Below are 14,476 nucleotides of genomic sequence, written 5' to 3' on the forward strand. Positions count from 1 at the left end.
CCCCTCCCGGGGAGGTCCGCCCCGGTGTCCATGAGCGGCCATCTTTTCATCTCTCTCGCCGGCGCCCCCGCGAGCCGTTGCCGCTGACCTGCCGGTGTGCGCCGTAGGCTCGTCAACAGGCGGACGCGGAGCGGGCGTTGGAGCGAGGGAGAAGCCTGGTGGGTGCGGCGGAGGCGTTCGAGGTGCGGCCTGTCCCCGAGTTGCTCGCCGAGAACGCCCGGCGCCATGGCGGCAGGCTCGCGTTCGCCGACGACCGGCGCCGGGTGGGCTGGGTCGAACTGGAGCGCAGGACGGCCGGGTTGGCGGCCCGGCTGGGGGTGGACCGGGGTGCCAGGGTGGCGTTCTGCCTCGACAACAGCGTGGAGCTGGTCGAGGGGCTGCTCGCCACGGTGCGGGCGGCCGCGGTGGGCGTACCGCTGGCTTCGCGCGGCACCGATGCCGAACTCGCCGAGCTGCTGGCCGACTGCGATCCTGCCGTGCTGGTCACCGACCGGCGGAACCTGCCCCGGCTGGCCCCGCTGACGGCCGGGCGCCGGGTCCGGCTGGTGGTGACCGGCGAGGGCCCGCTGCCGCCGGGAGCCGTGGGCTTCGAGGACCTGGCCGCCGCCGTACCGGCCACGGCACCCGGCGCGGACCCGGCCGCCGCGGGGCCACCCGCGCCGCGCGACGACCTCGGCCTCGACGAGCCGGCCTGGCTGCTCTACACGTCCGGTACCTCCGGCACCGCCAGGGCCGCGGTGTCCAGCCAGCGGTCCGCGCTGTGGTCGTCGGTCGCCTGCTATCTGCCGCGGCTCGGGCTGTCGGCGGCGGACCGGATGCTGTGGCCGCTGCCGCTCGCGCACACCTACGCGCACTCGCTCTGTGTCCTCGGCACCACCGCGGCCGGGGCGAGCGCGCGGGTCACCTCCGTGTCCGAACCGGCCGCGCTGGCAGGGCTGGTGAGGGAGTTCGCGCCCACCGTCCTCGGCGGAGTGCCCCTCACCTACCGGCAGTTGCTGGACGCGGGCCTGGGCGCGGTGCCCTCGCTGCGGTGGTGCGTCACCGCCGGTGCGCCGAGCGATCCGGAGCTGCGGGAGCAGGTCGCGGCGAGCCTGGGTGCGCCGCTCCTGGACGGCTACGGCAGCACCGAGACCTGCGGCAAGATCGCGATGGAGGCGCCGGACGGGCCGCGGATGCCCGGCGGCAGCGGGACGCCGCTGCCCGGGACGGACGTCCGGATCGTCGATCCGCGCACCGGGCGGGACACCGGCGAGGGGGAGATCCGGGTGCGCGGGCCCGGCGTCATGCTCGGCTACCACCGCCGGCCCGAGGAGACCGCCCGCGCGCTGCGCGACGGCTGGTACCGCACCGGCGATCTGGGCCGGTTCGGCGAGCACGGCACTCTGATCGTCACCGGCCGGGTGACCGACCGTATCGTGCGCGGCGGTGAGAACGTGGACCCGGCCGAGGTCGAACGCGTGCTGTGCGCTCTGCCCGGGGTGCGGGACGCGGCGGTGGTGGCGCGGGCCCATCCGTTGCTCGGCGAGGTGCCGGTGGCGTTCGTGGTGCCCGAGCGGCCCGCCCTCGACACGGCGGCGCTCCTGCGGGCCTGCGCCGCGGTGCTGTCGGCGCACAAGGTGCCCGAGGAGGTCCTGTTCACACCGGCCGTGCCGCGCACCGCCGCGGGCAAGCCGCGCCGGGCGCTGCTGCGTGAGGCGCTGGCCGGGCGGCCGGCCGAGCCGACGCTCACGCGGCTGGGCGAGCGCACGCCCGGCGAACGGCGGGCCGCCCTGACCGACCTGGTGTGTGCGGAGATCGCGGCGATGCGGGGGGTGGCCGCCGCGCCCGGCACCGCGTTCGCCGACCTCGGTCTGACCTCGATGGACGCGATGACCCTGTGGCACCGGCTCAGCGTGCGCACGGGGCTGCGGCTGGCGGCGACGCTGGTCTGGGACCATCCGGACCCGGCCGCCGTGGCGGCCCACCTGGACGCCCGGCTGCACAGCGCGCCGGAGCCCGTGCCCGCCGGTGCGGTCGCGCGGCGCGGTCCGCGGGCCGAGCCGGTCGCGATCGTGGCCGTCGGCTGCCGTTACCCGGGCGGGGTGACGACCCCCGAGGACCTCTGGCGGCTGACGGCCGAAGGCGTCGACGCCACCGGCGACTTCCCCGCCGACCGGGGCTGGGACCTCGCCTCGCTGTACCACCCCGACCCCGACCGGCTGGGGACGACGTACGTGCGCCGTGGCGGGTTCCTCGACGACGTGGCGGACTTCGACCCGCTCTTCTTCGGCATGTCGCCCCGCGAGGCCCTGGCCACCGACCCCCAGCAGCGCCTGTTGCTGGAGGTCGCCTGGGAGACACTGGAGCGGGCGGGCATCCCGGCACCGGCGCTGCGCGGCAGCGGCACCGGGGTCTTCGTCGGGCTGATGCACATCGGCTACGGCACCGGCGTCTGCCCGCACGAGCTGGAGTCGCACATCGGCATCGGCTCGTCGGGCAGCGTGGCCTCCGGCCGGATCGCGTACGCCCTCGGGCTGCACGGGCCGGTGCTGACCCTGGACACCGCCTGTTCCTCCTCGCTGGTCGCGCTGCACCTGGCCGCCGCGTCGCTGCGGGCCGGGGAGTGCACGCTCGCGCTGGCGGGCGGGGTGACGGTGCTGTCGAGTCCGCAGCCGTTCATCGCTTTCAGCCGTCAGCGCGGGCTGTCGCCGGACGGGCGGTGCCGGTCGTTCGCCGCGGGCGCGGACGGTACGGCGTGGGGCGAGGGCGTCGGTCTGGTGCTCCTGGAGAGGCTGTCGGACGCCCGGCGCGGCGGTCATCCGGTGCTGGCGGTGCTGCGCGGCTCGGCCGTCAACTCGGACGGCGCGTCCAACGGCCTGACCGCCCCGAGCGGTGCGGCACAGCGGGAGCTGATCCGGCTGGCCCTGGCGGACGCCGGGCTGCAGGCGGCCGACGTCGACGCCGTCGAGGGGCACGGCACGGGGACCGCCCTCGGCGACCCGATCGAGGCCGGCGCGCTCCTCGCCACCTACGGCCAGGACCGCGATCCCGCCGACCCGGTATGGCTGGGCTCGGTCAAGTCGAACCTCGGACACACCCAGGCCGCGGCGGGGATCGCGGGCCTGATCAAGATGATCGAGGCGATGCGCCACGGCGTGCTGCCCGCCTCGCTGTACGCGGACCGGCCGTCCCCGCACGTCGACTGGCCGGCCGGGGCGGTACGGCTGCTCGACCGGGCGCGCCCCTGGCCGCGCCGTGAGCGGCCGCGCCGGGCGGCCGTGTCGTCGTTCGGCATCGGCGGGACGAACGCCCACGTGATCATCGAGGAGGCACCGGACGGGAGTGCGGAGACCTCCGCGCCGGCGCCCGGGGGGCGGCTGCCGGTCACGCCCTGGCTGGTCGGCGGCGGTGACGAGGCCGGGCTGCGGGCCCATGCCGCCCGGCTGGCGGCCGCGTCGACCGACGTGACGAGCGAGGCCGCCGCACTGGACGTGGCGTACGCGCTCGCGACCACGAGGGCCCCGCTCTCCCACCGCGCCGCCGTCCTGGCCGACAGTCCGGCGGGCCTGCTCGCCGGGCTGCGGGATCTCGCGGACGGCGTCGACGGTCCCGCGCTGCTGCGGGGCACCGCGCGAACCCGGCCGAAGGTGGCGCTGCTGTGCGCGGGCCAGGGCGCCCAACGGCCTGGAATGGGACGCGGGTTGTGTGCCGCGCTTCCCGTCTTCGACGCGGCGTTCGGCGAACTCTGCGACAGGTTCACGCCGTTGCTCGACCGGCCGCTGTCGGCGGTGATCGACGCCCCGGACGACGGCCTGCTGCACCGCACCGACTACGCGCAACCCGCTCTGTTCGCCTTCGAGGTCGCCCTGCACACCCTGCTGGCCGACGTCGGCGTACGGCCGGACCAACTGGTCGGCCACTCCGTCGGCGAGCTGGCCGCCGCTCACCTCGCCGGTGTGTTCTCGCGCGCCGACGCGGTCCGCCTCGTCGCCGCCCGCGGCCGGCTGATGGCCGCTCTGCCGCCCGGCGGCGCGATGGTCTCGGTGCGTGCGCCGCTCGCCGAGGTGACACCCCTGCTCGGCGAGGTGACCGGCCGGGTCGCGGTCGCGGCGGTCAACGGACCGGCGTCGGTCGTGCTCTCCGGCGACGAGGAGACGGTGACGGCGCTGACCGCCGCCCTCGGCCGGCCGGCCCGACGGCTGGCGGTGAGCCACGCCTTCCACTCGCCGCTGCTGGACCCGATGCTGGCCGAGTTCCGCACGGTCGCCGAGTCCGTGACCTACCACCGCCCGTCCGTCCCGGTGGTGTCCACGCTCACCGGCCGTCCCGAGCCGGACGCGCTCGCCACCCCCGAGTACTGGGTACGGCAGGCACGCGAGACCGTCCGGTTCGCCGACGCGGTCGGCCGGCTGGCGGAGGACGGCGTCACGGCGTTCGTCGAGGCCGGGCCGTCCGCCGTGCTCAGCGCGGCGGCCGAGGAGTGCGTGGCACCGGGTACGGGTGCGGTGTTCGCGTCATGTGCCGACGCGCGTACGGCACTTGAGACCCTGGCCGCCCTGCATGTGCACGGGGTCGAGGTCGACTGGCCGTCGGTGTACGCGGGCAGCGGCGCCCGGCGGCGCCCCCTGCCCACCTATCCCTTCCAGCGGCAGCGCTACTGGCTGAACGCCGTCCGGCAGCCGGTCCCGGCCGGGCACCCGCTGCTCGGCCGGCCGCAGCCCGACGCCGACGGACCGGGCATCCGGCACACCGCCGCGCTCTCCACCACCCGCCACCCCTGGCTCGCCGACCATGTGATCGACGGCCGGGTGCTGGCGCCCGCGACCCTCTTCGCCGAGCTGGCCTCGCGGGCGGCCGGTGCGTCCGGTGCCGTCCGGCTCGCCGAACTGGCCTTCCACGAGCCGCTCGTGCTGTCCCCGGAGCAGACGCAGGTGCAGGTGGTGGCCGGGGCGGAGGACGGGGCGGGTGGCCGCCCGGTCACCGTCTGGGCCCGTACGGCCGAGGCGGCCGGGGCGGCCAGGCCGTGGACCCGGCACGCGACCGCGACGCTCACCGCCGCGGATCCGACGCCCGCGGGTACGGCGCCCACAGGTCCGAAGCCCGTCGGGGCGGCGCCGGAGACCTGGCCGCCCGCGGGCGCCGTGCCGGTCCCGGTCGACTACCCGCGTCTCGCGTCGCACGGCCTGCGCTACGGGCCCGCGTTCCGTGCGGTGACCGCGCTGTGGCGCCGGGACGAGGAGGTCTTCGCCGAACTGGCCCTGCCGCCCGGGGAAGCGGCGACCGCCGGCGCGTACACGCTGCACCCCGCCCTCCTCGACGCGGCGCTGCACTCCGCGCTGCTGGCCGCGGGGCCGGGCGGGCCGCCGAGCGAGCCGCGGGTGCCGATGGCCTGCACCGGCGTGACGGTGTACCTGCCCGGCGCCCACGCCGCTCGTGCCGCGCTACGGCGGCTGGGCCCCGACGAGTTCCGGGTCGCCCTCGCCGACCCGGCCGGCCGCCCCGTCGCCGCCGTGGAGTCCGTGGTCACCCGCGCGCTGCCGGCGCTGCCCCGGGCCGCCGCCGGGACCTACCGGCTCGCCTGGCGGCCCACCACCCCCGTCCACGACACCGTTCCCGGGCACGAGGTACTGGATGTGCCGGCCGCGGCGGCGGCGCTGCCGGCCGGCCTGCCGGTCCCGGACCGGGTGCGCGGCCTGCTCACCGCCGTACTGGAACGACTGCGCGACTGGACCTCCGATGTCCGGCCGGGCCGTCTGCTGGTGCTCACGCGCAACGCGACCGGGGACGATCCCGACCTGGCGGAGGCCGCCGTCGCCGGGCTCGTGCGCAGCGCCCAGTCCGAGTACCCGGGCCGGATCGTGCTGGCCGACGGACTGGGAACTCCGCCCGCCCCGGCGGCCGTCGAGGCGGCGCTTCGGTGCGGTGAACCCCAGGTCGCCCTGCGCGACGGGGTCCTGCGCGCACCCCGGCTCGCCCTCGCGGACCCGCCCGCCGCCGAGCCGCCCGCGCCGGCTCCCGCGGGCACCGTGCTCGTCACCGGCGGCACCGGGGCGCTCGGCGCGAGCCTGGCCCGGTATCTGGTCGCCGAACGCGGTGTCCGTCAGCTGCTGCTGGTCAGCCGCGACGGCCGGGTCCCGGAGTGGGCGGGCGGCCTGGCGGCCACGGTGCGCGGGGCGGCCTGCGACGTGAGCGACCGCCTGGCCGTCGCCGCCCTGGTCGCGTCCTGCCGGCCGGCGCCGACGGCGGTCTTCCATCTGGCCGGGGTGGTGGACGACGGCGTGCTGGACGCCATGACCGGTGAACGGCTCACGGCCGTGCTCGGGCCGAAGGCGGACGGTGCCTGGCATCTGCACGAGGCGACGCGGGACCTCGCCCTGTCCGCGTTCGTGCTGTACTCCTCGGCCGCCGGTGTCCTCGGCCGGCCGGGTCAGTCCAACTACGCGGCGGCGAACGGGTTCCTCGACGCCCTCGCCCGGCACCGGGTGTCCCGGGGGCTGCCCGCGCAGGCGCTGGCCTGGGGCCCCTGGTGCCTCGCGGGCGACGCGGGCATGGCGGGCCGTGTCGCGCCCGAACGCCTCGGCGACGGGGTCGTCCTGCCCGTCACCGAGCAGGAGGGCACGGCGCTGCTCGACGGTGCGCTGCGCCGTGCGGAGCCGGTGCTGGTGCCGATCCCGCTGGACCTCGCGACGGCGGACGGCGGCCCGGGCACGCCGGCCGTCCTCGCGGACCTGCTGCCGAAGCCGGCCGGCCGGAGTACGAGGACGGTCACCGGCGTACCGACCGCCGCAGCCGTCGCACAGGTGCCGGGCGCATGGCGCGAGCGGCTCGCGGGCGTCGCCGCGGGCGAACGGGAGGCGGTGCTGGCCGAGTTGATCCGTGTCGAGGTGGCCGCGGTCCTGGGCTTCCCGGACCCGGCCGCGCTCCCCCGCGACCGGGCCTTCACCGAGCTGGGCTTCGACTCCCTCACCGCCGTCCAACTCCGCAACCGGCTCAGCGCGTTCACCCGCGTACGGCTGTCCCCGACGGCCGTCCTGGAGCATCCCACCCCGGCCGAGCTGGCGGCGCACGTCCTTGCCGCGCTGGTCGAGGCGGGCGGGCTGCCGCGAGCCGATACCGGGGGCGCCGAGGACACCGACGCGGCACGGACCGGTTCCGGCTCCCCCGCCGCCGGTACCGACGCCGCGTACCGCTTCAGCCGTCTGTACCACCAAGTGCTGCGTGAGAAGGGGCCGTTGGAGGCGATGGGGCTGCGCTACCTCGCGTCGTACGCCCTTCCCGCCTTCACCGAGGCCGAACGCGCCCGGCACACCGCCCCGCCGGTCCGGCTCGCGCGGGGCAGCGGCACCCCGCTGGTGTACCTCCCCGACTACCTCACACCGCGGCACCGCGTGCCCACCGCGCTGGCCGACCGGTTCGACGGCGAACGCGACCTGTTCCTGCTGGAGCATCCCGGCTTCGGCACGTCCCAGTGGGCCGTCCCGGACGGCATGGCCACGCTGGCGCGGACGCACGCCGACACCGTACGGTCCCTGTCCCTCGACACGGCCCCCGTCCTCGTCGGCTACTGCGCGGGCGGCGCGGTCGCGCATGCCGTGGCCCGGCAGCTCGCGCGGGAAGGACGGCCGCCGGCCGGTGTGATCCTGCTCGACTCCCATGCGGGGCTGCTGCGCCGCGACGACCCGCGCGGGCTGGCGCTGATGTCGGCCGGTGCCGATCTGCCGGACGAGCTGGTGGACCTGCTGGACGACGCGGTGCTGATCACCGGGGGCGGGTACGCTCGCGTCCTGGAGAACTGGCGGCCCGAGCCGTCACCGGTCCCGGCCCTGCTGCTCCGCGGCCGCCCCACCGCGCACATGCGGCGGATCGACCCCGACGGGGACTGGCGGCCGCACTGGCCGCTCCCCCACGACAGCGCGGACCTCCCCGGCGACCACTACTCGGCACTGCACCGCGACGCCGACGGCACGGCCGCGGCGATCCGTGCCTGGCTGACCGGCCGGCCGGCGGAGTGACCGCGGACAGGAAACCGGGCATGGAACCCGGACACGAGAACAGGAGCCTCCGGATGACCTCCGAGTACGACCTCGTCGTGGTGGGCGGCGGGCCGGCCGGCGCGACCGCCGCGACCGCCGTGGCCCTGCGGGGGCACCGCGTGCTCCTGCTGGAGCGGGACACCTTCCCCAGGTACCAGATCGGCGAGTCGCTGCTGCCCGCCACCGTGCACGGCCTGTGCCGCCTCCTCGGCGTCGCCGACGAGGTCGCCCGGGCGGGCTTCACCCCGAAGCGCGGCGGCACGATGCGCTGGGGCCGCGACCCGGAGCCCTGGCGGTTCTCCTTCTCCATGACGCCGCGGCTGCCCGAGCCCACGGCGACCGCCTTCCAGGTGGAGCGCTCCCGGTTCGACGAGATACTCCTGCGCAACGCCGAACGGGTCGGTGTCGAGGTCCGTGAGGGCAGCCCCGTGCGCCGCGTGCTCAGTGTGGGCGGGCGGGTACGCGGCGTCGAGTACACCGACCGGGACGGGACCGCGCGCACGGCACAGGGCCGGTACGTCATCGACGCCTCCGGCAACACCAGCCGGATCCACAGCCAGGTCGGCGGGGCGCGGGTGTACTCCGAGTTCTTCCGCAACCTCGCTGTGTTCGGCTACTACGCGGGCGGCCGCCGGCTGCCCGAACCGGACAGCGGGAACATCTTCTGCGCCGCCTTCGACGCCGGCTGGCTCTGGTACATTCCGCTGCGCGACGACCTGACCAGCGTGGGCGCCGTGATCGCGCCCGAGCACCTCGCGGCCGTCCAGCGCGATCCGCGCGGCGCCTGGCAGGACATGATCAAGGCCTGTCCGGAGGTCGACCGGCTGCTGACGGACGTACCGCTCGCGACCGAGCCGCCGTACGACCGGATCCGGGTCCGCAAGGACTACTCCTACGGGAAGACGTCGCTGTGGGTCCCGGGGATGGCTCTGGCCGGGGACTCCGCCTGCTTCGTGGACCCGGTGCTGTCGTCGGGCGTCCATCTGGCGACGTACGGCGCCCTGCTGGCCGCCCGCGCGGTGAACTCCGCGCTGGACGGCAGCGTTCCCGAGGAGCGCGGCTTCGCCGAGTTCGAGGCGCGCTACCGCCGCGAGTACGGAGTGTTCCACGAATTCCTCATCGCCTTCTACGACATGGAACGCGGTGAGGACTCGTACTTCTGGTCGGCGAAGAAGGTCACCCGGGTCGACCTCGACGAAGCCGCCGCCTTCGCCGAACTCGCCGGCGGTCTGGTGTCCGGCGACGCGTCGGTGCTCGCGGCCGAGCGCGGTGCCGCGGCGGCCGAACTGGACGAGGCGGTGGGCCGGTTGGCGGACGGCACGGAGCGCGGCAACCCGCTGCTGTCCACCCGGATCGTCGCGGACACCTTCCGCACCGGCAACGACCTCGAGGAACAGGCCCTGTACGGCGGCCCCCTCGACGCCCCGGCCGCGGCCGGTTCCCTGACGGTGGCGGCGGACGGACTGTCCTGGCTCAGGCCGTGAAACCGGCGTCCGGCGCGGGTGCCGTCCAACTGGTGAGGAGCTCGAGGTTGCGGGCGGTGTCGGAGTCCGGTTCTACGTTGTAGACACACAGGGTCTGGTCGGTGTCGCCGGGGCTCTGGAAGGACTCGTAGGCGAAGGTGAGCTCGCCGACCAGGGGGTGGTGGTAGGTCTTGGTGCCGTGGGTGCGGCGCAGGACCCGGTGGTCGTTCCACCAGCCGCTGAACTCGGGGCAGGCAAGGGTGAGTTCACCGACGAGGTCGGCCGGTTGCCGGTCGTGCGGGTGCCGTCCGGCGTCGAGGCGGAGCACGGCGACGGTCTCGGCGGCGACCCGGTCCCAGTCGCCGACCCGCTCCCGCGCCTCGGGATCCAGCAGGTAGTAGCGGGCCAGATTGCGGCGCGCTGCGGGCAGGGCGTCGAAGTCGGTGAGGACCTCGCGGGCGAGCCGGTTGGCGGCCAGGACGTCGGTCCGCCGGCCCAGCACGAACGCGGGCACATGCGCCGGGGTGTGCAGCATCAGGTGCAGCCCGGGGCGTACGCGCTGGGGAGTCGAGGGGGTCCGGCGGGCGGCCGCGCCGGGGCGGGCCAGCAGGTCGGTGAGGTGCTCGCGCTCCGAGGTGTCGAGCCGGAGGGCGCGGGCGAGGGCCTCGACGACCTCGGGTGAGGGGTGGTGGGCCCGGCCCTGCTCCAGGCGTGTGTAGTACTCGGTGCTGACACCGGCCAGGCGGGCCACCTCGTCGCGGCGCAGGCCGGGCACGCGGCGGGCCCGGCCCTCGGCGGGCAGCCCCGCCCGGGCGGGGGTGATCCGCGCCCGACGGGTGCGCAGGAAATCGGCGATCTCGCGGCTTCGGTCCTCCATGTCCCCAGTGTGACGAACCACGGCGCCCCGCCCACCGGGTTCAGGAGGCCCTGCCAGTACCTGCCTCGCCGGAACCGGCCTCGTCAGGGACCTTTCCGGGGCTCCACGGGTGGCGGGCGGCCGGTGTCCTGGATGAGGAGGACGGCGACCGGCCGTGACCGCGATCCGGTCCCCTCCCCCTGTACCCCCTTGACTTGATTCTCTCCGGAAGGTGGGTTCCATGACTGCGCGTACTCCCGCTCTCCCCCTCGCCGGCCGTGTGGCGGTCGTCACCGGCGCCTCCAGCGGTATCGGCGAGGCGTCGGCCGAGCATCTGGCCGCACTCGGCGCCCGGGTCGCCGTACTGGCGCGGCGCGCGGACCGGCTGGCCGAGCTGGTCGCCCGGATCGAGAAGGACGGCGGTCGGGCCCTGGCCCTGCCCGTCGACGTCACCGACGCGGCCACGGTCCGGGCGGCCGCCGAGCGGGTGACGGCCGAACTGGGCCGCGCGGACCTGCTGTTCAACAACGCGGGTGTGATGCTGCCCGCGCCGGTCGAGGAGCTGGCCACCGACCAGTGGCAGCCCCAGATCGACCTCAACGTCACCGGCCTGATGAACGTCATCGGCGCGTTCACCCCGCACCTGGTGGCGGCCGCCGCGGCGCGTGGTGTGGCCGATCTGGTCAACACCTCGTCGATCGCGGCGCAGAACATCTTCCCGAACTTCGCCGTCTACTCCGCGGCCAAGGCCTACGTCACCCATCTCTCCCGGCACCTGCGGGCCGAGCTCGGCCCGCAGAAGGTGCGGGTGTCGGCGCTGGAGCCGGGCATCGTCGGCACCGAGCTGCAGAGCCATGTCACGGACGAGGGCGCTCGGGCGTGGCCGGCGTCCGCCAAGGAGACCATGGAGTGGCTCACGCCCGAGGACATCGCACGGACCGTCGGCTTCATCGCGTGCCTGCCGCCGCGGGCCAACCTCCAGCAGGTCACCATCATGCCCACCGCACAGACCGGTTGACCGCGCGCCGGGCTGCTCGGACCGGACCGGCGGGAGGGAAGGCGGCGCCTACTGATCCGCCGGTCGGGTCGAGCCGTAGGCACGCTCGACCCTGGCCACGTGGAGGGAGAACGAGGAATACCAGTGCTCGCGTCCGTACGCACGGGCCAGGGCGTGCTCCGCGTGCTCCCGCCACGCGGCGATCGACTCCTCGTCCCTCCAGTACGACACCGTGATCCCCAGGCCGTTCGCACCGCGTGCGGAATCGACACCGAGGAAGCCCGGCTGGTCGGCAGCGAGTTTCATCAACCGCTCGTCCGTCTCCGCGTAGCCGTTGTCGCCGGCGGTCCGCACGGCGGTGAAGACCACGGCGTAGTAGGGCGGGGCGGGCATCGACGCGGGCGCGGGATCGGTCACTGAGGTCCTCCGACAGACGGCACCGGCAGTATCGCCTCGAACGATCTCGCGCACCGGCCTGGACCACAACCCGGCCGTCCGGCTCCTGTCCGCAGTGCCCGGAACTGCCGCCTCTCACAGGGACGCGAGCGTCTCGGCCAGGTCCGTGAGGCCGAGTGAGCCCAGCGTGAGTGCCTTCGTGTGCCAGGCCCGTAGGTCGAAGGCGGTGCCGAGGCGGCGCCTGGCGGCTTCGCGGCCCTGGAGCCAGGCACGTTCGCCGAGCTTGTACCCGATGGCCTGGCCGGGCCAGCCCAGGTAGCGGTCGATCTCGCCGGCGCGGCGGGCGGGGCCGCTGCCGTGGTGTGCGGCCATGAACGCCGTCGCGAGCTCCGGGGTCCAGCGTTCGCCCGGATGGAAGCCGGAGCCGGCCGGGACGGGCAGTTCCAGGTGCATGCCGATGTCGATGATCACGCGGATGATCCGGAGCATCTGCTTGTCCAGGTATCCGAGGCGGCGGGCGGGGTCGGTGAGGAAGCCCAGTTCGTCCATCAGCCGCTCGGCGTACAGCGCCCAGCCCTCCTTGTCCGCGCTGACCGCGCCGAGGGTGATCTGGTAGGTGCTGAGCCGGTCGGCCTCGGCGGTCCAGCGGGCGGTCTGCAGGTGGTGCCCCGGCACGCCCTCGTGGTACCAGGTGCTGACCATCTCCCAGGTGGGGAAGGTCTGTTGGCCGAGGGTGGGGAGGTAGGTGTATCCCGGGCGGCTGAAGTCCAGGCTGGGGCCGGTGTAGTACGGGGCGACCGAGCTGCCCGCCGGTGCGATGCGCGTCTCGACCCTGCGGATCGGGCCGGAGAGGTCGAAGTGGGTGCCGTCGAGGGCGTCGATCGCCTCGTCCGTGATCCGCTGGAGCCAGGCGCGGATGTTCTCCTCGCCCGTGACGGTGTGGCCGTGCCGGTCCAGGTGGTCCATGGTCGCGCGGACGTCGGCACCCGGAAGGACGCGCGCGGCCTCGGTCCGCATCTCGGCGCGCGTGCGGTGGAACTCCTCCCAGGCCCAGGCGTAGGCCTCGGCCGGTTCCGGGACGGCGCCGATGGCCCAGCGCGCCGCGCGCAGGTAGCGCTCGCGGCCGACGGGGTCGGGGGTGCCGTCGGCGGCGGGCAGGTACGTGCCGCGCAGCCAGTCGCGGAAGCCGGCCACCGCGCCCGTCGCCCGCTCGGCGGCGGCGTCGAGTCCGGGCCTGAGCCGGTCGGGTGCGGCGGCCACGAAGGCGGCGAACCAGTCGGCGCCGCCGTCCTGGCCGGTCCAGGCCGCGAGCTGGCCGAGTACGGCGGTCACCTGGCGGGGCGCGCACAGCAGCCCGCGGGCGATGCCCTCGGACAGGGTGGCCCGGTACCCGTCCAGGGCGTCGGGCACGTGCCGCAACCGGCCTGCGACGGCTGCCCAGTTCGCGTCGGTCCCGGTGGGCATCAGGGTGAGGATGCCGCGCACCTGGTGCAGGGGCGAGCCGACGTTGCGCAGTTGGCGGAACTGGTCGCCCGCCTCGTGCAGGGCGAGTTCGGCGGTCAGCCGTTCCCGCAGGAGGCGGGCGCAGTTGCGCTCGGCGTCCGCCCACACCGTGCCGTTCTTCTCGCCGTACCGCTCGGCCGCGTCGAGCGCGGCGAGCGTGCCCCGGGCCACGTCGGCCAGTGCCTCGAAGCCCTCGGGCGACAGGTCCGGCTGCCGGTCGTCCTCGGGATGGAGGCCGAGCCGGGCCGAGGCCACGGGGTCGAGGGCGGCGACCTGTGCGACATGGTCGTCGGCGATACGGCGCGGTGTGCTCGGTGTGCTCGGTGTGCTCGGTTCGTCGGCCATGCGGGCCATGCTGACGCCCCGCCACCGGGACTGTCAGCAGGGCGTGTTGTCTTTCGGCCGCGGTGGCTCAGCAGTACGGCGGCTGGTCGGTCAGGGAGGCCGCCACGCGCATCCACACGACGAACTGCCGGTAGAGGCCGGGCAGCGGGCCGCGCGCCTCGACGGTACGCGAGTCCGTCGGGACGACTCCCGGAATGCCGGGCAGGGTCGCGGCCACGGAGGCCGACTGCCAACGGACCCTGAGTGTCGCCGGGTCGGCCGTCACCGTCGGCGTGGGCAACGGCGCGGAGAGTCTCGCGGTGACCGCCTCCTGGATGGCCGCGCGTGCCTCCTCGGCGGGGCGCAGCTCGGCGGCGAAGCGGTCCCGGGCGTACTTCACCGGCACGGTGGTGACCTCCGGGTCCCACTCGGCCGTCTCGGCGCAGGCGCGGTCGTCGCCGGTGAGGACCGCCGTCGGCACACCGAGCGCCGCCGCGGTGGCATGGGCGAGCCCGATCTCGCCCACCGGCCTGCCGTCCAGCCAGATGTCCTCGATCTCATGCCCCATGAAGCTGTGGCTCAGCACGCCGAGCGCGCCGGCTCGCGCGTGGTAGCCGACGCAGACCATCGCGTCGTGCTCGGGCGTGAGGCCTTCGAGCATGCTCATCTGCTTCGGCTTGCCCCGGATCAGGCGGGCCGCCGGGTCCAGGTCCGCGGGGAGGATGTTGCGCATGGGGCCGTGCGCGTCGTTGACGAGGATGTCGGTGGCCCCGGCCGCGACGGCGCCCCGTACGGCGGCGTTGGCGTCCTCGGCCATCATGCGCCGACCGTGCTCGTAGTCCCGGCCGCCGGGCTGGACGTCATGGGCGTCCACGAGTCCGGTGACGCCTTCCATGTCCACGCTGATGTAGATCCGCACCGTGTG

7 protein-coding genes are annotated in these 14,476 nt (G+C 75.4%); 3 read left to right on the forward strand and 4 right to left on the reverse strand.

The features are described from left to right. Window positions 1-158 precede the first annotated feature (158 nt). The gene (locus tag BIV23_RS03035) at window positions 159-7,991 is read left to right on the forward strand and encodes a type I polyketide synthase (protein WP_177239680.1); all 7,833 of its coding nucleotides are present in this window, start codon (window positions 159-161) and stop codon (window positions 7,989-7,991) included. Between the two features lie 53 nt (window positions 7,992-8,044). Then, on the forward strand, window positions 8,045-9,496 hold the full coding sequence (locus tag BIV23_RS03040) for a tryptophan 7-halogenase (RefSeq protein WP_071379243.1): 1,452 nt from the start codon (window positions 8,045-8,047) through the stop codon (window positions 9,494-9,496). Here the strand turns inward: BIV23_RS03040 and BIV23_RS03045 are convergent. Further along, complete coding sequence (locus BIV23_RS03045; RefSeq protein ID WP_071379145.1) at window positions 9,486-10,352, reverse strand: helix-turn-helix domain-containing protein; 867 nt, start codon at window positions 10,350-10,352, stop codon at window positions 9,486-9,488. The two genes, BIV23_RS03040 and BIV23_RS03045, sit on opposite strands and share 11 nt — an antisense overlap. A gap of 220 nt (window positions 10,353-10,572) precedes the next feature. Here BIV23_RS03045 and BIV23_RS03050 point away from each other — a divergent pair, with 220 nt between their 5' ends. After that, complete coding sequence (locus BIV23_RS03050) at window positions 10,573-11,349, forward strand: SDR family oxidoreductase (RefSeq protein ID WP_071379146.1); 777 nt, start codon at window positions 10,573-10,575, stop codon at window positions 11,347-11,349. Between the two features lie 48 nt (window positions 11,350-11,397). Here BIV23_RS03050 and BIV23_RS03055 read toward each other — a convergent pair whose 3' ends face one another. The 3 genes from BIV23_RS03055 to BIV23_RS03065 all read right to left on the reverse strand — a co-directional run bounded on the left by BIV23_RS03055 (window position 11,398) and on the right by BIV23_RS03065 (window position 14,470). Next, on the reverse strand, window positions 11,398-11,745 hold the full coding sequence (locus BIV23_RS03055) for an antibiotic biosynthesis monooxygenase family protein (protein WP_071379147.1): 348 nt from the start codon (window positions 11,743-11,745) through the stop codon (window positions 11,398-11,400). A 114-nt stretch (window positions 11,746-11,859) separates the two neighbouring features. Further along, window positions 11,860-13,572 (reverse strand): DUF885 domain-containing protein, encoded by a 1,713-nt coding sequence (locus BIV23_RS03060; RefSeq protein ID WP_071379244.1) that lies wholly within the window; start codon window positions 13,570-13,572, stop codon window positions 11,860-11,862. A 67-nt stretch (window positions 13,573-13,639) separates the two neighbouring features. Beyond that, complete coding sequence (locus tag BIV23_RS03065; protein ID WP_071379148.1) at window positions 13,640-14,470, reverse strand: M55 family metallopeptidase; 831 nt, start codon at window positions 14,468-14,470, stop codon at window positions 13,640-13,642. Between the last annotated feature and the right edge of the window lie 6 nt (window positions 14,471-14,476).

This window comes from Streptomyces monashensis (assembly GCF_001866665.1).
Classification (GTDB): Bacteria; Actinomycetota; Actinomycetes; order Streptomycetales; family Streptomycetaceae; genus Streptomyces; species Streptomyces monashensis.